At 74.4% G+C, this 20,452-nt stretch carries 14 protein-coding genes and 1 pseudogene; 4 read left to right on the top strand and 11 right to left on the bottom strand.

Features of this window, described 5'->3' with window-relative positions; translation table 11 throughout:
* Positions 1-27: 27 nt before the first annotated feature.
* A complete protein-coding gene (locus ABTY15_RS00090; protein WP_350573914.1) occupies positions 28-1,467 on the top strand; it encodes a PspC domain-containing protein in 1,440 nt (479 codons plus the stop codon).
* The gene (locus ABTY15_RS00095; RefSeq protein WP_350573916.1) at positions 1,464-1,673 is read left to right on the top strand and encodes a hypothetical protein; all 210 of its coding nucleotides are present in this window, start codon (positions 1,464-1,466) and stop codon (positions 1,671-1,673) included. The genes ABTY15_RS00090 and ABTY15_RS00095 overlap by 4 nt, the downstream gene beginning before the upstream one ends.
* A gap of 6 nt (positions 1,674-1,679) precedes the next feature.
* Here the strand turns inward: ABTY15_RS00095 and ABTY15_RS39775 are convergent, their stop codons facing one another.
* The 8 genes and pseudogenes from ABTY15_RS39775 to ABTY15_RS00135 form a co-directional block, all read right to left on the bottom strand.
* Positions 1,680-1,979 (bottom strand): QcrA and Rieske domain-containing protein, encoded by a 300-nt coding sequence (locus tag ABTY15_RS39775; protein ID WP_502893399.1) that lies wholly within the window; start codon positions 1,977-1,979, stop codon positions 1,680-1,682.
* 195 nt (positions 1,980-2,174) lie between these two features.
* Positions 2,175-2,705, bottom strand: a pseudogene (locus ABTY15_RS00105) (DoxX family membrane protein); the annotation flags it as partial.
* A 196-nt stretch (positions 2,706-2,901) separates the two neighbouring features.
* Positions 2,902-4,497, bottom strand: a complete 1,596-nt coding sequence (guaA, locus tag ABTY15_RS00110) for a glutamine-hydrolyzing GMP synthase (protein WP_350573918.1) — start codon at positions 4,495-4,497, stop codon at positions 2,902-2,904.
* A gap of 1,083 nt (positions 4,498-5,580) precedes the next feature.
* Positions 5,581-7,413 (bottom strand): hypothetical protein, encoded by a 1,833-nt coding sequence (locus ABTY15_RS00115; RefSeq protein ID WP_350573921.1) that lies wholly within the window; start codon positions 7,411-7,413, stop codon positions 5,581-5,583.
* Between the two features lie 120 nt (positions 7,414-7,533).
* Positions 7,534-9,324, bottom strand: a complete 1,791-nt coding sequence (locus ABTY15_RS00120; protein ID WP_350573924.1) for a GMC oxidoreductase — start codon at positions 9,322-9,324, stop codon at positions 7,534-7,536.
* A 63-nt stretch (positions 9,325-9,387) separates the two neighbouring features.
* Positions 9,388-11,031, bottom strand: a complete 1,644-nt coding sequence (locus tag ABTY15_RS00125) for a succinic semialdehyde dehydrogenase (protein ID WP_350573926.1) — start codon at positions 11,029-11,031, stop codon at positions 9,388-9,390.
* 101 nt (positions 11,032-11,132) lie between these two features.
* Positions 11,133-12,899: a serine/threonine-protein kinase gene (locus ABTY15_RS00130; RefSeq protein WP_350573928.1), complete on the bottom strand. Its 1,767-nt coding sequence runs from the start codon at positions 12,897-12,899 to the stop codon at positions 11,133-11,135.
* A 160-nt stretch (positions 12,900-13,059) separates the two neighbouring features.
* Complete coding sequence (locus tag ABTY15_RS00135; protein ID WP_350573930.1) at positions 13,060-14,154, bottom strand: protein kinase domain-containing protein; 1,095 nt, start codon at positions 14,152-14,154, stop codon at positions 13,060-13,062.
* A gap of 57 nt (positions 14,155-14,211) precedes the next feature.
* Between ABTY15_RS00135 and ABTY15_RS00140 the strand changes: the two genes are divergently transcribed.
* Positions 14,212-14,763: an SHOCT domain-containing protein gene (locus ABTY15_RS00140; RefSeq protein ID WP_350573932.1), complete on the top strand. Its 552-nt coding sequence runs from the start codon at positions 14,212-14,214 to the stop codon at positions 14,761-14,763.
* A 19-nt stretch (positions 14,764-14,782) separates the two neighbouring features.
* On the opposite strand, the gene ABTY15_RS00145 is transcribed toward ABTY15_RS00140, so the two are convergent.
* Entirely contained in the window at positions 14,783-16,762 is a 1,980-nt protein-coding gene (locus tag ABTY15_RS00145; protein WP_350573934.1) for a serine/threonine-protein kinase, read from the bottom strand.
* Between the two features lie 250 nt (positions 16,763-17,012).
* Between ABTY15_RS00145 and ABTY15_RS00150 the strand changes: the two genes are divergently transcribed.
* On the top strand, positions 17,013-17,582 hold the full coding sequence (locus tag ABTY15_RS00150; RefSeq protein ID WP_350573935.1) for a hypothetical protein: 570 nt from the start codon (positions 17,013-17,015) through the stop codon (positions 17,580-17,582).
* Positions 17,583-17,655: 73 nt separating this feature from the next.
* Here the strand turns inward: ABTY15_RS00150 and ABTY15_RS00155 are convergent, their stop codons facing one another.
* Together ABTY15_RS00155 and guaB are read right to left on the bottom strand one after the other, a co-directional pair.
* Entirely contained in the window at positions 17,656-18,783 is a 1,128-nt protein-coding gene (locus ABTY15_RS00155; protein ID WP_350573937.1) for a GuaB3 family IMP dehydrogenase-related protein, read from the bottom strand.
* A 149-nt stretch (positions 18,784-18,932) separates the two neighbouring features.
* Complete coding sequence (gene guaB / locus ABTY15_RS00160) at positions 18,933-20,435, bottom strand: IMP dehydrogenase (RefSeq protein WP_350573939.1); 1,503 nt, start codon at positions 20,433-20,435, stop codon at positions 18,933-18,935.
* Between the last annotated feature and the right edge of the window lie 17 nt (positions 20,436-20,452).

Consider the following 20,452-nt stretch of genomic DNA (forward strand, 5'->3'; position numbering starts at 1 on the left):
CACCCGTCAGCCGCGAGGATGGTGGCCATGACCGAGGACCACCGCATCGAGGAGGCCGGGCCCGCCGCCCCGCCGGAACCGGACCGCCCCCCGCTCACCAGGACCGAGCACCACCGCGTGGTGGCCGGCGTCTGCGGCGGCCTGGGGCGGCACCTGGACATCGACCCGGTGGTCTTCCGGGTGGTCACGGTGGTGCTCTGCCTCTCCGGCGGCCTCGGGCTGTTCCTGTACGGCCTGGCCTGGTTGGTCGTCCCGACCGAGCCGGTGCCGGACGGCAAGGGCGGCACCCGGCACGGCCGCACCGAGCTCCAGCGGGTGCTCACCGGCCGGGTGGACGGCCAGTCGATCGGCGCGGTGCTGCTGACCGTGATCGGCACCGGGGTGTTCTTCTCCTCGATGGACGACGGCGACCAGATGGCCCCGCTGGTGCTGCTCGCGGGCCTGGTCTTCCTCGCGGTGCGCTACGACCCGGACCGCCGCCACCGCCGGGTGCGCGGGCGGGTCCGCCGGCGCGGCGGGCCGTACGACCGCCACTTCCCCGAGCCGGAGCCGGCCGCGGCGTACCTCTGGCCCCGGCCGGAGGAGGAGGACGCGGTGCGCGCCCGGCACGCCGCCGATCGCGCGGCCGGGACGGTCCCGGCCGACACCCCGGCGCCCGGCCCGAGTGGCTACCTGTGGGACCCGCGCCACCCCGAGCGCAACCCGTACGGCGGCGCCACGCCCCCGTACGGCACTCCGGTGCCGCCGCCGGGCGGCCCGGCCCAGCCGTGGTGGCAGCGCGCCGACCTGCCGGAGGGCGACCCACTGCGCAAGGGCCGGCCGCCGCGCCGGCCCCACCCGGCCGCGGTCCGGCACCCGCGGGAGCGGTCGGCGCTCGGCTTCTTCGGCCTGCTGCTGGCGATCGGCACGGCCACCGCGGTCTGGTCGGCCAACTCCGGCCAGGCCCGCGTCACGGTGCTGAGCGCGGCCACGCTGGCCTCCGCACTGCTGGTGGTCGGCCTGACGCTGCTGGTCGGCGCGAAGTTCGGCCGGGCCCGCAAGCTCGCGGCGGTGGGCCTGCTGCTCACCCTGGCGCTGTCCTTCGTCGGCCGCTCGCCGGACTCCCTGCAGAACGCGGTCGGCGACCGCGTGTTCACCGTCTCCTCGGCGGCCGAGTTGCAGCCCAAGTACACGCTCGGCGCCGGTGACGTCCGACTGGACCTGTCCGGGCTCGACCCGGCCGGGGCCACGCTGGCCAGCAAGGTCGAGCTCGGCGTCGGCGACGTCACGGTCACCCTCCCGCCGGACGTCACGGTGAACCTGGTGACCCGGATCGGCCTGGGCGACTCCGACGTCCCCGGGGACGTCAACAACGGCAGCGGGCGCCACAGCTACCTGCTGTCCCCCGGCAGCGGTCACACGTCCAAGGGCACGCTCGACCTGGAACTCTCGGTCGGGCTCGGCAACATCAAGGTGGTCCAGCAGTGAGGAAGCACCGGATCGATCTGTTCTCGCTGATCGCGGGCGGCTTGTTCACCGTGATCGCGGTCCTCTACCTGGTGGCGGCGCTCAACGACCAGTCGGTGAACGGGCGGATCGTCATCCCGGTCACCTTCATCGTGCTGGGCGTCGGCGGCCTGGCCGGCGCGGTCGCGGCGGTCACCCGACGCGGCCGCACCGACCGGGACGAATGACCCTACCTAGCTCTGCTGCGGGCCCAGGTTGAGCTTGTCGCCGTCCTTGGTGACGGCGTAGCGCGGCAGCGGCTTGGTGGCGGGCCCGTTGATCACCGCGCCGGTGGCGGCGTCGAAGCGGGAGCCGTGGCACGGGCAGTAGAGCTGGCCGTTCTTCGGGGCGTCGACCGCGCAGCCGGAGTGGGTGCACACCGAGGAGAGGCCGCAGTACTGGCCGGCCTTGGGCTGCACGATGTAGACGGCGTCGCCGGTGGCCGGGTCCTTGACCTGGGCGGAGCCGCCGACCGGCACGCTCGCGGCGGACACCGAGGGGGCCGGCCCGGCGGCCGCGGGGGCGGTGGAGAGCGGGGCGGCCGACTGCTTGGGCGCGGCCTGCTTGTCCCGGCCGAAGGTGCGGGTCAGCGAGCCGGTGAGCAGTCCGGCGCCGCCGATCGCGACGGCGGCGATCCCGCCGTCGACCAGCGACCGGCGCTTGACGTGGTCCTCGGTCAGCCCGCGGGTACGGTCGCGGCCGGCGCGCCGGGCGAGGTAGCCGTCGATCGAGAGCACCGGGGTGCCGGCCAGCAGCAGCGGGGTCCAGGCCATCAGGTAGACGAGGTCGTTGCCGAGGTAGTACGGCGACACGTTCCAGCTGACGGTGAACCAGAGGCTGAGGTTGATCAGCGCGCCGCCGAGCGCGGCGACCCGGCCCCAGAGGCCGAGCAGGGTGCCGAGGCCGACCGCCAACTCACCGAAGGCGATGGCGAGGGCGAACAGGGTCGGCGCGTCCAGGGCGAAGCCGAGCAGGAAGGAGATCGGGCTGCTGCCCTTGGCCGCCTGGGTCTGCGAGACGAACGACGCCGGGTCGCCCGCGCCGGCCAGGTAGTGCGCGTCGGCCAGCTTGTCGAGCGCCGCGTAGACGAAGGTGACGCCGAGGAAGAGCCGCAGCGGCAGCATCGCGTACCGGGTGGCGAACTCCCGGCGCTGGGCCGCCCGGGCGGCCCGACCGGCCGCTCCCCCGTCGACCGCCACGGAGTTGCTGGCCTCCGACATTTCCTCACACCTTCCCTCGCGGCCTGCCACTCCCTGACAGGTCCGGTCCGCATTCTGCCCGGTCCTGAACGCTTTCGCTGGGAGGGCCCACCCGTCCGACCGGCCCCCGCACCGCGAACGGCCGCGCCGCCGCTCCCTCTGTATACGGGAACGACGGCGCGGCCGTTCAGCACCGGTCAGCAACCGGCGGGAGTGATCACTCCCACTCGATGGTGCCCGGCGGCTTGCTGGTGACGTCGACCACGACGCGGTTGACGTCCCGCACCTCGTTGGTGATCCGGGTGGAGATCTTGGCCAGCACGTCGTACGGCAGGCGCGACCAGTCCGCGGTCATGGCGTCCTCGGACGAGACCGGGCGCAGCACGATCGGGTGGCCGTAGGTGCGGCCGTCGCCCTGCACCCCGACGCTGCGCACGTCGGCGAGCAGCACGACCGGGCACTGCCAGATCTCGCGGTCCAGACCGGCCGCGGTCAGCTCCTCGCGGGCGATCGCGTCGGCGTCGCGGAGCAGGTCCAGCCGCTCCTTGGTGACCTCGCCGACGATCCGGATGCCCAGGCCCGGGCCCGGGAACGGCTGGCGCTGGACGATCTCCTCCGGCAGGCCGAGCTCCTGGCCGACCATCCGGACCTCGTCCTTGAACAGCTTGCGCAGCGGCTCGACCAGCTGGAACTGCAGGTCCTCGGGCAGGCCGCCGACGTTGTGGTGGGACTTGATGTTGGCGGTGCCGGTGCCGCCGCCGGACTCCACCACGTCCGGGTACAGGGTGCCCTGGACCAGGAAGTCGACCGACTCGCCGTGCTCGCCGGCCTCGGCGACGATCTCGGCCTGGGCCTGCTCGAAGACCCGGATGAACTCGCGGCCGATGATCTTGCGCTTCTCCTCGGGGTCGGTGACCCCCTTCAGCGCGTCCAGGAAGCGCTCGGAGGCGTCGACGACCTTCAGCTGCACGCCGGTGGCCGCGACGAAGTCCTTCTCGACCTGCTCGGTCTCGCCCTTGCGCATCAGACCGTGGTCGACGTAGACGCAGGTCAGCTTGTCGCCGATGGCCTTGTTGACCAGCGCGGCCGCGACCGCGGAGTCCACGCCGCCGGAGAGGCCGCAGATCGCGCGCTTGTCGCCGACCTGGGCGCGGATCAGCGCGACCTGCTCGTCGACCACGTTGCCGGTGGTCCAGGTCGGGGCGATGCCGGCACCGCGGTAGAGGAAGTGCTCCAGGATCTGCTGGCCGTGGTCGGAGTGCAGCACCTCGGGGTGGTACTGGACGCCGTAGAGGCGGGCCTCGTCGTTCTCGAAGGCCGCGACCGGCACCACGTCGGTGGAGGCGGTGACGGTGAAGCCGGCCGGGGCGGCGGAGCAGGCGTCGCCGTGCGACATCCATACCGAGTGCTGCGCCGGGACGCCCTCGAACAGGGTCGAGCCGGTACGGCTGACGGTCAGCGGGGTGCGGCCGTACTCACGGGCACCGGTGTTGTCCACCGTGCCGCCGAGGGTCTTGGCCATCAGCTGGAAGCCGTAGCACATGCCGAAGACCGGCACCCCGGCCTCGAAGATCGCACGGTCGAGCTGCGGCGCACCGTCCTCGTAGACCGACGACGGGCCGCCGGAGAGGATGATCGCCTTCGGGTTCTTGGCGAGCATCTCGGCGACCGGCATGCTGCTCGGCACGATCTCGCTGTAGACCCGCGCCTCACGCACCCGACGGGCGATGAGCTGGGCGTACTGGGCACCGAAGTCGACCACCAGCACGGTGTCGGTCTCAGGCGCGGACTGGACGGGAATTGCAGAGGACACAGACGGCCTTCCGGCAGCGGTATCGAGGGTGTCGCACGCGGCGCCTCCCCGGCGGGGGCTGCGGCGGCTGGCGACGGGTGGGGGTGTCTGAACACCGATTCTACCGGGCTGTCCGGTTTCACTCGTCTGCCCGTCCAAAGAACCGTGACCGGGCGGGGCCGCGCTTCGTTGCTTCTGACGACCGTACGACCGCGCCGCGCTCGCCAGGCGCGCCGCCTCCGCCCCGGCCAGGGGCGCCGCCGTACGGTCCGCAGGACCACGCGTGGAGCTTCACCCCAGTCCACCGGCGCACGTGGCGCCACCGACCCGGCCCGCCGGGAGCGGGGCGCCGTGGGACCGTGCGCGGGTGCCGCGGCCGGCCAGCAGGGGACAGCGACCCCGGCCGCGACTGGACCGAGAGGTGGGACGGCCGGCCCCCGGGGACGCCCGGGGACGGCCGTCGCACCCGCACCCCGTCCCGGGGGCGCACCCGGGGCGCACATCCGTCACCGTCCTACGCCGCTACGCGCGTCCCCGTGCGCCGCAGCCGCCCACACCACTACGCACCGTGATCATCGAAGCCCTGCCCCGAGGCCCGTCCACCGGTGTCGGCGGGCCCGGGAACGGCCCCGGCGACCGGGCCGGAGCCGGTGGCCGAAGCGGCGGCCGCCGTAAATGGACTGTGCCGAAGTGTGCCGAATCGGTTGCAGAGCAAGCCCTTCGTCCAGCACGATGCTGCGTGGAAGCGGTTCTCCCGGCCGCCGGAAGGCGCCCCGTGGAGGCCTCGACCGATGCCGCCGAGCGCTCGGGTGGCAATGATTTTCACCTTACGCTCCGTGAGCGAAGGTCAGGCGCAGACCTGCGCGCCGACCCGCCGCGCCGTGAGCGTGCGCGCCCCGCGCTGCCGGCCACCCACGCCGGCGCCGTACGGGCGCGCCCCCGAAGCCGACCGACACGACGGCGCTCCTCCCCCGGCGCCGTCACCCCAGCACCGGCGCAGCCCTGACGCCGCGTGCTGAGCGACAAAGGGCCCCGTTCCCCCGCGGGGCCCTTTGCCCTGTCCGGCCGCCGGCGGTCCTAAGGGTGCTTCGGGTCCTACGGCTGCTACGGGTGCTCGCGCCAGACGCTCGGGTCGACCGGGTCCTCGGCCGCACCGGCCGACGCGGCGGCGGCCGCACCGGGCGGCGGTGCGGCCGGCTCCTCGTGCGAGCCGATCACCTCGCTCACCCCGGCCCCGGGCGCGCCCTGCGCCGGCACCACCGGCGCCCCGCCCTGGTCCGAACCGACCGGGTCCGAACCGACCGGGTCCGAACCGACCGGGTCCGAACCGACCGGGTCCGACCCGCCCTGGTCCGACCCGCCCTGGTCCTTGCCCAGGTCGACCACCCCCCGGTACGGCACGGTCTCCGGCGCCCCGGCCGGGTACGGCACCCCCGGCGGCGGCACGGCGCCGTACGGCGCGGCGGGGCCCCGGCCGCGGCCGGCCGCCAGCAGCGCGGGCACCACCAGGGCGCCGATCGCCGCCCAGACCAGGTTGGCCAGCAGCAGGCTGCCGAAGCCCAGGCTCACCGAGGTGTCGCGGGCGAGGTCCGAGCCCCGGGAGGCGCCCCACCCCGAGTCCGCGAAGGTCATCGTGGTCGTCATCACCGCACCCGCCACCGCCATCAGCGCGGTGAGCGCCACGGCATGGACCGCCGCGAGCCGCAGCCGGTCGGCCGCGTCCAGCTGCCGCCGGTACGCCGACCAGCCGAGGACGCCCGCGGCGGCGAGCGCCAGCAGTCCGGTCCAGCGCCAGTCGGCGGTCTGGTCGTGCAGGTCGAAGAAGGAGAACTCCAGGTCGTCCCGGCCCGACCGCCAGCTCTTGTCGGGGTCGGACAGGCCGCTGTGCGCCTGGAAGGTCGCCCCCGAGCCCAGGCCCAGCAGGAACAGCCCGACGTTCGGCAGGAAGGCCAGCGAGAGCCCGGTCCGCCAGCCCTGGCCGTCGCTGGTGGCCGCGACCAGGATGAAGCCCGCCACCGAGGCCAGGCCGAGTGTCAGCGCCAGGGCCCGGCCCGCCGTCAGGGCGGCCACCGCCCAGCCGCGCACCGCCCGGCTGCGCCAGGCGGCCCAGCGCAGCGCGTCGGTGCCGTAGACGGCGAAGGCCGTCACCCCGGCCAGCAGGGCGGTCCAGGCGACCGCCTCCAGCCAGCCGGTGTCCGCGGTGTACGTGATCCCGAGGTGCCGGGCGATGGTGTCCGGGTAGCGGCCGGTCTGCTGCGGCTGCCAGGTCGTCCCGCCGAGCAGCCCGAGCAGCAGCGTCACGGCCGCCAGGACCACGGCGGTGCGCAGCGCCTCACCGGCGGCCTGGCCCCGGGTGAGCTGGCCGGTGACGGCCTTGCGGCGGCGCACCCCGGCCCGCAGGCCGAGCCAGAGCGCCAGCGTCCACAGCAGGGTGACGGTCATCGGCACCACCCGCAGCAGCACGTCCATCTGCTGCGAGTCGCCGCGCCGCGCCGGCTGCGCGTACCCCAGCTTGAACGGCGCGCCGAGCGCGTTCAGGGCCGTCGCCAGGGTGGCGCCGAAGCGCTCGCCGAAGTCGGGCGCGCGGAACAGGTACGCGTACTGGTAGTCGGCCGGGACGGCCGCGATCAGTGCCGCCAGCAGCAGCACCAGGGTGGGCGCGACGGCCACCCGGAGCGCCGGGCGCCAGTCCGAGCCGGCCAGCCAGCGCAGCGCGGCCGACTGCCCGGCCGCCGGGTCGTACGGCCGGCCGCCGCCCCAACTGCCCAGCGCCGGCGGGGCGGTGGGCGGCGGGGGGCCGTACCCGGGCCCGGCCGGCGGCGGGTGGCCCGGACCGTGGCCGGGCGGCGGGGGCGGCGGCGCCACCGGCCGCCCGCAGGCGGCGCAGGCCGACGCCCCCTCCGCCGTCGCCGCTCCGCACGATGCGCAGATGGCCATCAAACCGCGTTCCCCCCGCTCGACGACTCCCCGATCCCCCGGGAAGCCCGTTTATCCCATCGGATCCGAACGGATGTCAACCGGGAAGCGGGGAGGCCGGATTGGCCCCGACGCGGCCGGTCAGTCGCGCTTCTTCGGGACCTCCGGGACGGGCAGCAGCGGCAGCCGCAGCGCCCCGAACGCGCCCTCCGGCACGGCCGGGCGCAGCGGCACCACCGGGGCGACCCGGCGGTAGTCCTCGCCCTGGGCCGGGCGCTCGTCGTCCTCGCCCTTGTTGGGCCACATCGACATGGCGCGCTCGGCCTGCGCGGTGATGGTCAGCGAGGGGTTCACCCCGAGGTTGGCGGAGACGGCCGCGCCGTCCACCACGCTGATCCCCGGGTGCCCGTACAGCCGGTGGTACGGGTCGACCACGCCGGTCTCGGGGGCGTCGCCGATCGGACAGCCGCCGAGGAAGTGGGCGGTCATCGGGATGTCGAAGATCTCGCCCACGGTGCTGCCGGCGAAGCCGTTGATCTCGGCGGCCAGCGCCTGGGCGCCCTTCTCGGCGGCCGGGATCCAGGTCGGGCTGGGCGCGCCGTGGCCCTGGGTGGAGGTCAGCCGGCTCTTGCCGAGCGGGCCCTTCTTCAGCGAGACGGTGATCGAGTTGTCCAGCGACTGCATCACCAGGCCGATGATCGTCTTCTCGGACCACCCGCGCTGGTTCATCGAGCGGGCGAAGGTCACCGGGTGGAGCGCCGAGTTGCCCAGGTAGCGCAGCCAGCGCGGGCCCCGGCCGCCGCCCTTGACCTGGGCGATCGACAGCGCGCCCATCGCGTTGGAGCCCTTGCCGTAGCGGACCGGCTCGATGTGGGTGTTGGCGTCCGGATGGATCGAGGAGGTGATCGCCACACCCTTGGTGAAGTCCGCCTTGGTGCCGTACCGCCGGTCGGTGGTCTGCGCGCCCACCAGCGCCTCGGAGTTGGTGCGGGTCAGCTCGCCGAGCCGGGCCGAGATGCGGGGCAGGTGCCCGGCCTCGCGCATCCGGTGCAGCAGCGACTGGGTGCCGTAGGTGCCGGCCGCGACCACCACCCGGGCGGCGGTGATGGTCCGCGCGCCCGCCTTCACCCGGTCGGTGGTCGAGCGGGCGTCGGTGCGCCGCACGTCCACCGCGTAACCGCCACCGCTCTCCCGGATCCGGGCCACCGTGGTCAGCGGGTGGATCTCGGCGCCGCCCCGCTCGGCCAGGTACAGGTAGTTCTCGGTGAGCATGTTCTTGGCGCCGTGCCGGCAGCCGGTCATGCACTCGCCGCACTCCACGCAGGCCTTGCGGGCCGGGCCGGCGCCGCCGAAGTACGGGTCGGCGACCTCCTCCCCGGGCGTGGCCTTGGCCGTGCCCCCGGCGTCCTGGCCGTCCCCGAAGAAGACCCCGACCGGCGCCATGTGGAAGGTGTCGCCGACGCCCATCCGCTCGGCGGCCGCCTTGAGGTGGACGTCGGACGGCGTGACGGTCGGGTTGAGCCGGACCCCGAGCATCCGCTGCGCCTGGTCGTAGAACGGTGCCAGCTCCTCCTGCCAGTCGGTGATGTGCTGCCACTGGCGGTCCTCGAAGAAGGCCTTCGGCGGCACGTACAGGGTGTTGGCGTAGTTCAGCGAGCCGCCGCCGACCCCGGCGCCGGCCAGGATCAGCACGTTGGCCAGCAGGTGGATCCGCTGGATGCCGTAGAGGCCGAGCTTCGGCGCCCACAGGTAGTTCGGCAGGTCCCAGGAGTTCCTGGGCAGTTCGTCGCGGTCGAAGCGCCGCCCGGCCTCCAGGACGGCGACCCGGTACCCCTTCTCGGTCAGCCGCAGCGCGGCGACCGAACCGCCGAAGCCGGAGCCGACCACGACCACGTCGTAGTCGAACTCGCCCTGTGCCGGGGACCCCACCATCTGCCACTGCTCCTTCGGAAGACGAACCTGACCGTGCCGGGCATCGGAACCACCGGCAGGCTGCTACTTGAACCGCAGCGCCTTCAGCGCCCGCAGCCCGCCGGTGAACACCGCGGCGAACTGCCGGTCGTCCAGCCCGAAGGACGGCGCGAGCGGCATCACCCGCTGGGTCGCGATGGTCTGCGCCTCGGTGAACCGCAGGATGCCCTCGGCGCCGTGCCGGCGGCCGAGCCCGGAGTCGCCCATGCCGCCCATCGGCGAGGCGACCGAGCCGTACGCGGCCGCGTAGGCCTCGTTGACGTTGACCGTGCCGGTGCGCAGCCGGGCCGCGACCGCCCGGCCGCGCCGCAGGTCCCTGGTCCAGACGCTGGAGTTCAGGCCGTACGGCGTGGAGTTGGCGGCGGCCACCGCCTCGTCCTCGGTGTCGAAGCGGTAGACCGAGACCACCGGGCCGAAGGTCTCCTCGCCGCACACCGCCATGTCCGGGGTGACCCCGTCCAGGATGGTCGGCTCGTAGAAGTACGGGCCGAGGTCCGGCCGGGCACGGCCGCCGGCCAGCACCGTGGCGCCGGCCTTGACCGCCTCCTCCACGTGCCGGGTGGTGGTCTCCAGCTGGCGCACCGAGACCAGCGAGCCCATGTCGGCGCCGTAGGCGAGGCCGCCGCCGAGGCGCAGCGCCCGGGTGCGGGCGGCGAAGCGCTCCAGGAAGTCGTCGGCCACCGAGCGGTGCACCAGCAGCCGCTCGATGGAGATGCACAGCTGCCCGGCGGAGGAGAAGCAGGCCCGGACGGCACCCGCGGCGGCCCGGTCCAGGTCGGCGTCGGCGAGGACCAGCAGGGCGTTCTTGCCGCCGAGCTCGAGCGAGGCGCCGACCAGCCGCGCGGCGGCGCGCTGGGCGACGTCCCGGCCGGTGCGGGTGGAGCCGGTGAACGAGACGTAGTCGGCGTGCTCCACGACGGCCGGGCCGATCACCGGGCCGTCGCCGATCACGATCTGCCACAGGTCGGCCGGCAGCCCGGCCTCGACCAGCAGTTCGCGGGCCCACAGCGCGGTCAGCGCGGTCTGGGTGTCCGGCTTGTTGACGACCGCGTTGCCGGCCACGAAGGCGGGCAGCGCGTCCCCGACGGACAGCTCCAACGGGTAGTTCCACGGCGAGATGTGGCCGATCACGCCCTTGGGGTGGCGGGCCTCGACGGCCTGGGTGAGCAGCGGCAGCGCCCCGCCGTGCCGCTTGTCGCGCAGGTAGCCGTGTGCGGCCCGGCCGTAGTGGCGGGCGGCCATGGCGACGGCGAGCACCTCTTCGAAGGCGTGCAGCCGGGCCTTGCCGGTCTCCGCCTGGATCAGGTCGAGCACCTCGTCCTGCCGCTTCAGCAGCAGGTCGTGGAAGCGCAGCAGGACGGCGGCACGGCGGCGCACCGGCAGCGCGGCCCAGGCCGGCTGGGCGCGGCGGGCCAGCTGGAAGGCCACCTCGACGTCGGCCGGGGTGGACTGCGGCAGGCTCGCCAGCCGCTCGCCGGTCAGCGGGGCGACGGTGTCCACCAGGCTGGGCTCGCCGGTGGCGGTGACGCCGGCGCCCAGCCGGGAGATCAGGGACGGCGGGACGGCCGCGGTGACGGTCCGGCCACCGCCCGGGGCTGCCGGGTTGCCGCCGCCGGAGCCGGCGTCGGGGTGTTCGGTGGCCACTGCGTCTGCTGTGAGGTCCGACATACGGCGCAGCCTAGGCGCTCGACGGCCGGTGCGGTACCCGTCGGTAACAAGAATCTGCCGGAGTCGGGCGAAAGCGGGCGCCCGCCGTCAGGAGCGGCCGGTCACCGGGTCGGCGTGAAGTAGTGGAGCACCGCGTTGAAGCGCTGCTCGGCCTCGTTCCACTCGTTGTTCCGCTCCGGGCTGGACGAGTAGATCGCGTAGCTGGTGCCGTCGTCGTCGATGAACTCGGCCTCGATCGCCCGCCGGCGCCCGCCCTCCTTGGCCGCGTAGCTGAACTCCCAGACGGCCGCCTCGTGGCCGTTCACCGCGACGCCGGTCAGCTTGTGCTGCTTGTAGTCCTTCAGGTTCTTGGAGAGGGTGCCCTCCATCTGCCGCATGTGGTCCAGCGGCTTGACCGACTGCCCGACGGTGACCGCGAACTGCAGGTAGTGCACCTTGTTGTCGGGGCTGTAGTAGATCTGGTTGTCCGACGTGCTGCTGCGCTGCCAGACCGGGGTGCCCGAGGGCAGCGGGAAGCGGAAGCCGGCCGGGTCGTCGGCCCAGCGGTAGCCGTTGGGCGCCGCCGGCTCGGGGCTGGCGTCGCTGGTCGGCTCCGGCTCGGCGGTCGCGGTCGGGGTGGGGGTGTCGACCGGCGGGCCGACCACCTCCCGGGTGGCGAGGAAGGTCACCACGGCCGCCGCCAGACCGACGACCAGCGCGACGGCGACGATCCGCAGCGTGTTCCGGCGCTTGGCCGGACCGCGCGCGGGCGCGACGGGGTACGCCACCGGCGCGACCTGGACGGTGCGCGCCTGCACAGCCGCGGCGGCAGCGGCGGCTGCCGCAGCAGCAGCGGCAGCGGTGACGGCAGTGCCGACAGCGGTGTCCGGAGCGACGGCGGCCGCACCGGGCGTGGTCAGCTCCTCCGAACCCTGCGGCGGACCCTGCTCCGCCGGCTGCTCCACCGCCGACTCACTGCGGTCCACCACCGGCACCGACAGGGTGGGCGTCCGGACCGGCGCGACCGCCGCCTTCAGCCCGATGGTGTGCCCGGCCTGCACCTCGGCCAGCATCCGGGCCGCCTCGTCGGCGCTCGGCCGGTCGTCCGGGTCCTTGGCCATCAGCGCGGCCAGCACCGGCCCGAGCGGCCCGGCCCGGCGGGACTCCGGCAGCGGCTCGTCGACCACCGCGGCCAGCGTGGTGATCGGCGAGTCGCGACGGAACGGCGACTGGCCCTCCACCGCCGCGTACAGCGTGGCCCCGAGGCCCCACAGGTCGGAGGCCGGTCCGGGCCGCTCACCCTGGGCGCGCTCCGGCGCCAGGTAGTCCGGCGAGCCGACCAGGTCGCCCGGCCGGGTGAGCTCGGTCGAGCCCTCGTACTTGGCGATACCGAAGTCCAGCAGGACGACCCGGCCGGTGCCGCGCTCCAGCAGCACGTTGGCCGGCTTGACGTCCCGGTGCAGCACGCCCAGCTGGTGGCCGCGGTGCAGCGCGGCGAGCACCTGGCTGCCGACCTCGGCGGCGGCGCGCGGCGGCAGCGTGCCGTCCTGGCTGATCACGTCGGCCAGCGAGCGGCCGTCCACCAGCTCCATCACGATCCACGGCCGGCCGTCCTGCTCCAGCACGTCGTGCACGGTGATCACGCCGGGGTGCTTGATCCGGGCGGCGGCGCTGGCCTCCCGCTTCATCCGGGTGTGCAGGATCTGGAGGTCCTCCTCGGGCAGGTGGTTGACGGTCAGCTCCTTGACCGCGACCTCGCGGTCCAGCATCCGGTCCCAGGCCCGCCAGACGGTGCCCATGCCGCCCCGGCCGAGCTTGTCGCCCAGCGCGTACCGCCCGGCCAGCAGCCGCTCCGCCTCGGCCGCCTCCGGCCCGTCCTGCACGCCCATCGGCGACCACTCCCCCCTCACATCCACCTGCCGTCACGTGACGGAGAACCTGGTACAGACCGCTGTTCGAACAAATCTCACGCACACATTAGGCGTACCGTGGCGCCCCCGGTAATCACGCCCGCCCACCTCGACGGCGGGCCGGAACGCGGCCGGGCCGTCAGCCTGCGAACAGCACCACCGCCGCGACCCCGAGCACCAGCAGCAGGAAGACGCCCCCCACCAGCAACGGCCCGAACAGGGCCGGGGGTATCCGCGGCGGCCGCGCCGCACCCGCCTCCCGCTGCCCGCCGCCGGCCTCCGCCCGCCCGGTTCCGCCGCGCCGCCGCGGCCGCAGCGGCACCAGCGGCCCGTCCGGCCGCAGCACCACGGCCCGCGCCGCCCGCTCCTGGTCGGCCGGCTCGGGTGCGCCCGCCAGCAGCTGCGCCAGCTCCGACCGGACGGCCTCCGCGGTCGGCCGCAGCGTCGGATCCGGCTGTAGCAGCCGCTCGACCAGCGGCGCCAGCGGCCCGCAGAGCGTGGACGGCTCCCGCCGCCCGTCCCGGACGGCCGTCACCAGCTCCGGGACACCGTGCTCCGGGAACGGCGAGCGGCCGGTCACCAGCCGCTGCACCAGCACCCCGAGCGCCCAGCAGTCGCCCGCCGGGCCGCCGTCCAGCGGCCAGCGCTCCGCCACCGGGCCGACCAGCGCGGCCCGCACGTCGTACCGGCGGCGCCCGCCCGGCCCGCCCAGCTCCTCGGCCAGCGCCTCCTGCGCCGCCCCGGCGAGCAGGCCGCCGAGCATCGCCGCGCCGTCCTCGCAGACCAGCACCGACTCGGCGGTCAGGTTGCCGTGCGTCAGCCCGGCCGCGTGCAGCGCCCGCAGCGCGCCGGCCAGGTCGGCGGCCAACTCGGCCGCCCGGTACGGCGGCACCGGTCCGTCCGACAGCAGGTCGGCCGGCGTCGCGCCGGCCGCCCGCTCCTCCACCGTCCACAGCAGGTCGTCCTCGACGAACGCCCCGACCCCGCGCAGCAGCCGCGGGTGCCCGGTCGGCGCGACCGAACCCACCTCCGCCACCCGGCGGACCAGCCGGTCGGCCTGCGCGGACACCTGCTCCTCCGGATCCTGACCGGTGGTCAGCAGCGCGGGCAGCTCCACGGCGCGCAGCAGCACCGACTCCCCGGTCCGCTCGTCCACCGCGAGGGCACGCAGCAGTTCGGGACGGTCCGTCAGCCGGTAACGCCCCGCCAGCAACTGCCCCGGGCCGACTCGCATGCCAGTTCCTCTCGCTCGGCGACCAGCCTACTGAGCGGCCCCTCTACCCTCGATCCCATGGACTGGACCGATCTGATCGACGCCGCCTTCGACGTAGCGGGCAACACCAGCAGCGCCAACCGGGCGGAGGCCGTCCGCACCGTCGAGGCGAACGTCATACCCGGTGAGCAGCCGGTCGCCTCCACCGCCGGGCGCCACCCCGACCACTTCCGCCGGGGCGTGCTCGTCCTCACCACCCACCGACTGCTCTTCCTGAAGGACGGAAAACCGCCGGTCCCGGTTCCGCTTTCGGCCGTCACGGACGCGACGGTGAGCCGCAGTCGGCTGAACGGCGAGGTACTGCTGATCGTCGCACTGACCGGCTCGCACCGCTTCGAGGACGTGCTCAAGGCCGAGGTGTTCGCCGAGCAGATCCGCGCCGCCGCCCGGCTCGCCCGGGCGGCCGACCAGCCCTCGCCGGCCGCCGCACCGCTCACCGAGGACGCCCCGGCCGGGCCCGCCGCCGGCGACCGACTCCTCGACCAGCTGGAGCGGTTGGCCGCCCTGCACCGCTCCGGAGCGCTCACCGACGAGGAGTTCGCCCGGGCCAAGCAGCGCCTGATCGGCTGAGCCCGGCGCCCGGCAGGTACTACGGCGCGGGCTGGAAGCTGGCGAAGACCGTGTCCCGGGCCTGGGCCTGGGAGTTCCAGTCCGCGTCGGGCGTGATCCAGTAGATCGCGTAGCCGTGGTTGGCCGGATTCCCGGTCACGAAGCCGCGGTTGAGCGAGTGCGTCTTCGGCGTGCCGTTGGTCCACTCCCAGTCGGCCGCGTTCGGCCACTGCCGGTAGTTGACGGACGCCAGGTTGATCCGCTGGTAGTTGCTGACCTGGGCGCGCAGGCCGGGCTCGGCATCCTGCCAGTCGGCGAGCGCGCTCGCGCCGGGGGTGGTGGTCCACTCGATCTTCAGGACGCTGCCGTTGCCCTTGAAGGTCCGCCGGGTGGCCTCGCTGCCGGCCGGCTGGAGCCAGTCGGGCAGGACGACCGAGAAGCCGCTCGGGTCCTTGTACTCGTGGTAGCCGGCCGGCACCGGGGCACCCGAGGCGGTCGGGGTCGACGGCTGGGTCGGCGTCGGGACGGCGGGCGTCGTGGTGCTCGGCGCCGGAGGCTGCGCGGCGCCGGTCGAGGCCGTCGCACCGGTGCCGGTCGCCGGAGCGCCGGTCGCCGGAGCGCCGGTCGCGGCGGTACCGGTCGTGGGCGGGGCCGCCGGTGCCGGCTCGGTCGCCGTCCCCGGCGCGGCCGCGCCGGTGCTCGCGCCGGTGCTCGGCGTCGCCTCGGTGGTGGTCGCCACCGGAGAGGTGCCGCCCGCGCCGCGCGCCGTCCCGTTCTTCGCGCCGCCGGCCCCGCCGACGGCCTGCACCACCGCGACCACCCCGGCGATCAGCAGCAGCACCAGCACCACGGTGACCACGGCCAGCCGCCGCCGGCCCTTGCGCGGGTCGGCCCCGGCCGCCTGCGTCGCGCCCATCGTCCACTCGCTGGTGACCGGCCGGATCGGCTCGGTCGGCGGGGCGGCCGCCGGCTCCGCCGCCGTCGGCTCGGCGAGCGGCACCGCGGCCGGCTCCTCGTCGCGGGCCCGGCTGCCCACCCGTACGGTGCCCAGCAGCCCGCCCACGGACCGCTTGCGCGGCTCCTCGGGCAGCACCGGGGCGTCCTGCGCAACGGCCTGCGCGGCCGGGGCGGGGGCGGGGGCCGGCCGCACCGGCACCGCCTGCTCAGTGGTCGACTCCGCCTTCGCGGTGGCCTGCGCCACGACCCGCTTGAGCATCGACCGGGTCTGCGAGGCGTCCAGCCGCTCGGCCGGGTCCTTCTCCAGCAGCCCCTCGATCACCGGCAGCAGCGGCCCGGCGTTCACCGGGGTGGTCAGCGGCTCGGTCATCACCGCGGTCAGGGTGGCCAGCGCCGAGCCGTGGTCGTACGGCGGCCGGCCCTCCACCATCGCGTACAGCGTGCCGCCGAGCGACCACAGGTCGGCCGGCGGGCCGGGCTTCTGCCCGCGCGCCCGCTCCGGGGATATGTACGAGGGCGCGCCGACCAGCATGCCGGTGGAGGTGACCGAGGGGTCGCCCTCCACGCTGGCGATGCCGAAGTCGGTGAGCACCACCCGGCCGTCCTCGCCGATCAGCACGTTGGACGGCTTGACGTCCCGGTGCAGGATGCCCAGCGCGTGCGCGGCGCTCAGCACGCCCAGCACGTCGAGCGCGATCTCCGCGGCCCGGGCGGGCGCGAGCGGCCCGTCCTCCCGGATGACGTCGGCCAGCGAGCGGGACTCCACCAGCTCCATGACGATCCACGGCCGGTCGTCCTCCTCGACCACGTCGAAGACGGTGACCGCCGAGTTGTGCCGGATCCGCGCCGTCGCCTTGGCCTCGCGCAGCGTCCGGACGATCAGCCGGTGCTTCTCCTCCTCCTCGACGCTCGCGTTCATCCGCAGTTCCTTGACCGCGACCGTGCGGCCGAGCATCTCGTCCTCGGCACGCCAGACGGTGCCCATACCGCCGCGCCCGAGCACGCCGTTCAGCCGGTAGCGTCCGGCCAGGAGGCGGCCGGTGGAACCCTGCGCCTGGGTCATTCGGAACGTTCCCCCATGTGCTGCTGGCGGTCGTGGTGACGGCGCGTCGGCCCGGCGTCGGCCCGATGCCAAGCCTCCATCATCCCCTGTCCCCGGAGCTCGCGACCACCCGCCCCCCGTCCCAAGCCGGGACGAACCGGAACGGGTGCGGCGCTCCGTGCCCGATCTGTGATCGAAAACTCGCCAAGATCTGTCCGGGACACTGCTACCGTTCGGCAGCCCATCGTCTTTCCGGGGGGATCCGACGTCCATGACCGCACCCGCACCGGGCACTGACGGCCAGTCGGTCCGGCCCCGCACCGCCGAGCACTTCTCGGTGGCTCCCGTCCTGGACGCCCCGGAGGGCTACGTCGCCCCCGGCATGCCCGGCGCGCCGGTGACCGGATACGACCCCTCGGTCCACGCCGCCGTCACCCCGGCCGGTCCGCGCCGCCGCACCGCCCTGGCGATCGCCGCCGCGCTCCTCGCCATGCTGCTCGGCGGCCTCGGCTACGGCTGCGCCCCGCTGCGGGCCGCCGACAGCCTCGGCTGGCTGGCCATCGCCCTCGCCGCCCTGGTCGCCTGGCCGCTCGGCCGGCTCGGCGGACGCAGCCGGGTGCTGCCGCTGCTCGGCGCGGTGCTCGCGGCCGGCGCACTCGCCCTGGGCCAGCTCGCTGAAACGTTCCGCCGCATCCGCGGGGCCGAGCCCGGCCCGCACGGGCTCGTGCACGACACCCTGACCCACTGGCGCGCCGGCCTGCACCCGCTCGACCTCGCCTTCTACGGCATCGCCCTGATCGGCGGCTTCCTCCTCACCCGCCGCGCCGCCACCCGCAACTGAGCCCGGCACAGCTCCCGGCACACCACGAAGGCCCCCGCCGGTCGTTCCGGCGAGGGCCTCCGTCAGCACTGACTCAGCGGTGGTCGGCCGTCGGGTTGACGGTCACCTCGACCCGCTGGAACTCCTTGAGCTCCGTGTAGCCGGTGGTGGCCATCGCGCGGCGCAGCGCGCCGAACAGGTTCATGGTGCCGTCGGGGGTGTGCGACGGACCGGTCAGGATCTCCTCGGTGGTGCCGACCGTGCCGAGGTCCACCCGCTTGCCGCGCGGCAGCTCCTCGTGGACGGCCTCCATGCCCCAGTGGAAGCCCTTGCCGGGCGCGTCGGTGGCCCGGGCCAGCGCGGCCCCGATCATCACCGCGTCGGCGCCGCAGGCGACGGCCTTCGGGATGTCGCCGCTGTAGCCGACCCCGCCGTCCGCGATGACGTGCACGTAGCGGCCGCCGGACTCGTCCATGTAGTCGCGGCGGGCAGCGGCCACGTCGGCGACGGCGGTGGCCATCGGCACCTGGATGCCGAGGACGTTCCGGGTGGTGTGGGCGGCGCCGCCGCCGAAGCCGACCAGCACGCCGGCCGCGCCGGTGCGCATCAGGTGCAGGGCCGCGGTGTAGGTGGCGCAGCCGCCGACGATCACCGGGACGTCCAGCTCGTAGATGAACTGCTTGAGGTTCAGCGGCTCGGCGCCGCTGGAGACGTGCTCGGCCGAGACGGTGGTGCCGCGGATGACGAAGACGTCGACGCCGGCGTCCACGACGGCCTTGGAGAACTCGGCGGTGCGCTGCGGCGAGAGCGCGGCGGCGGTGACCACGCCGGAGTCGCGGACCTCCTGGATCCGCTGCTTGATCAGCTCGGCGCGGATCGGCGCGGCGTAGATCTCCTGCATCCGGCGGGTCGCGGCGGCCTCGTCGGTGATCGAGGCGATCTCGTCGAGCAGCGGCTGCGGGTCCTCGTAGCGGGTCCAGAGGCCTTCCAGGTTCAGCACGCCCAGGCCGCCGAGGCGGCCGATGGCGATGGCCTGCTGCGGCGAGACCACGCTGTCCATCGGGGCGGCCAGGAACGGCAGCTCGAAGCGGTAGGCGTCGATCTGCCAGGCGATCGAGACCTCCTTCGGGTCCCGGGTACGGCGGCTGGGGACGACGGCGATGTCGTCGAAGGAGTACGCCCGGCGGCCGCGCTTGCCTCGCCCGATCTCGATCTCAGTCACTTCGAGCCCTTCTGGTTTGTTGCTCATGCCCGCCGGGTCACCCCGGCCGCCCCCAGTATCCCGTACTGGGGCCGCTCACGCCCCGACGGCCCGGCCCCCGGACACGCGGAAGGGGCCCGCCGGAGCGGGCCCCTTCCGGATGCGGTGCGTCAGCGCGCGGAGTAGTTCGGCGCCTCGACGGTCATCTGGATGTCGTGCGGGTGGCTCTCCTTGAGCCCCGCCGAGGTGATCCGGACGAAGCGGCCCTTGCTCTCCATCTCGGCGATGGTGGCGGCGCCCACGTAGCCCATGGTCTGCCGCAGGCCGCCGACCAGCTGGTAGAGCACGGCCGAGAGCGGGCCGCGGTACGGCACCTGGCCCTCGATGCCCTCGGCGATCAGCTTCTCGTCGGAGGTGACCTCGCCCTGGAAGTAGCGGTCCTTCGAGAAGGACCTCGCCTGCCCGCGGGACTGCATGGCGCCCAGCGAGCCCATGCCGCGGTACGACTTGTACTGCTTGCCGTTGATGAACAGCAGCTCGCCCGGGGACTCCTCGCAGCCGGCCAGCAGCGAGCCCAGCATCACGGTGTCGGCACCGGCGGCGAGCGCCTTGCCGATGTCGCCCGAGTACTGCAGGCCGCCGTCGCCGATGACCGGCACGCCGGCCGCCTGGCAGGCCAGCGCGGCCTCGTAGATCGCGGTGACCTGCGGGACGCCGATGCCGGCGACCACGCGGGTGGTGCAGATGGAGCCGGGACCGACGCCGACCTTGACGCCGTCGACACCCGCGTCGATCATCGCCTGGGCGCCGTCCCGGGTGGCGACGTTGCCGCCGACGATGTCGATGCCGACCGCCGACTTGATCTTGGACATCCAGCGCAGCGCGTTGCTGTTGTGGCCGTGCGAGGTGTCGACGACCAGGAAGTCCGCCCCGGCCTCGACCAGGGCCTGGGCCCGGTCGAACGCCTCGGCGCTGGCACCGACGGCGGCGCCGACCAGCAGCCGGCCCTCGGCGTCCTTGGCGGCGTTCGGGTACTTCTCGGCCTTGACGAAGTCCTTGACGGTGATCAGGCCCTTGATCCGGCCCTCGTCGTCGACCAGCGGCAGCTTCTCGATCTTGTGACGGCGCAGCAGCGCCATCGCGTCCTCGCCGGAGATGCCGACCTTGCCGGTGATCAGCGGCATCGGGGTCATGATCTCGCGGACCTGGCGGCTGCGGTCCGTCTCGAAGGCCATGTCCCGGTTGGTGACGATGCCGAGCAGCTTGCCGGCCTCGTCGGCGATCGGCACACCGGAGATGCGGAACTTGGCGCACAGGGCGTCGGCCTCGGCCAGCGTGGTCTCCGGGCCGACCGTGATCGGGTCGGTGACCATGCCGGACTCGGAGCGCTTCACCAGGTCGACCTGGTTGGCCTGGTCCTCGACCGACAGGTTGCGGTGCAGGACGCCGACGCCGCCCTGGCGGGCCATCGCGATCGCCATCCGCGCCTCGGTGACCTTGTCCATCGCCGCGGAGAGCAGCGGGATGTTGACGCGCACGTTCCGGGAGACCCGCGAGGAGGTGTCGACCTGGTTCGGCAGCACCTCGGAGGCCCCGGGCAGCAGCAGGACGTCGTCGTACGTGAGCCCGAGCATGGCGAACTTCTCGGGTACGCCTGCGGCGTTGTAAGACATTTGGGGGGTACCTTCCG

The sequence above is a fragment of the Kitasatospora sp. NPDC097643 genome, assembly GCF_040302625.1.
In the GTDB taxonomy this organism is placed as follows: Bacteria; Actinomycetota; Actinomycetes; order Streptomycetales; family Streptomycetaceae; genus Kitasatospora.

Bases quoted from the DNA above. Each gene is read 5' to 3' on its own strand.
- ABTY15_RS00115 (WP_350573921.1), bottom strand. From the start codon at position 7,413: ATGGCCATCTGCGCATCGTGCGGAGCGGCGACGGCGGAGGGGGCGTCG.
- guaB (WP_350573939.1), bottom strand. From the start codon at position 20,435: ATGTCTTACAACGCCGCAGGCGTACCCGAGAAGTTCGCCATGCTCGGG.
- ABTY15_RS00120 (WP_350573924.1), bottom strand. From the start codon at position 9,324: ATGGTGGGGTCCCCGGCACAGGGCGAGTTCGACTACGACGTGGTCGTG.
- ABTY15_RS00135 (WP_350573930.1), bottom strand. From the start codon at position 14,154: ATGCGAGTCGGCCCGGGGCAGTTGCTGGCGGGGCGTTACCGGCTGACG.
- ABTY15_RS00125 (WP_350573926.1), bottom strand. From the start codon at position 11,031: ATGTCGGACCTCACAGCAGACGCAGTGGCCACCGAACACCCCGACGCC.
- ABTY15_RS00145 (WP_350573934.1), bottom strand. From the start codon at position 16,762: ATGACCCAGGCGCAGGGTTCCACCGGCCGCCTCCTGGCCGGACGCTAC.
- ABTY15_RS00090 (WP_350573914.1), top strand. From the start codon at position 28: ATGACCGAGGACCACCGCATCGAGGAGGCCGGGCCCGCCGCCCCGCCG.
- ABTY15_RS00130 (WP_350573928.1), bottom strand. From the start codon at position 12,899: ATGGGCGTGCAGGACGGGCCGGAGGCGGCCGAGGCGGAGCGGCTGCTG.
- ABTY15_RS00150 (WP_350573935.1), top strand. From the start codon at position 17,013: ATGACCGCACCCGCACCGGGCACTGACGGCCAGTCGGTCCGGCCCCGC.
- ABTY15_RS00140 (WP_350573932.1), top strand. From the start codon at position 14,212: ATGGACTGGACCGATCTGATCGACGCCGCCTTCGACGTAGCGGGCAAC.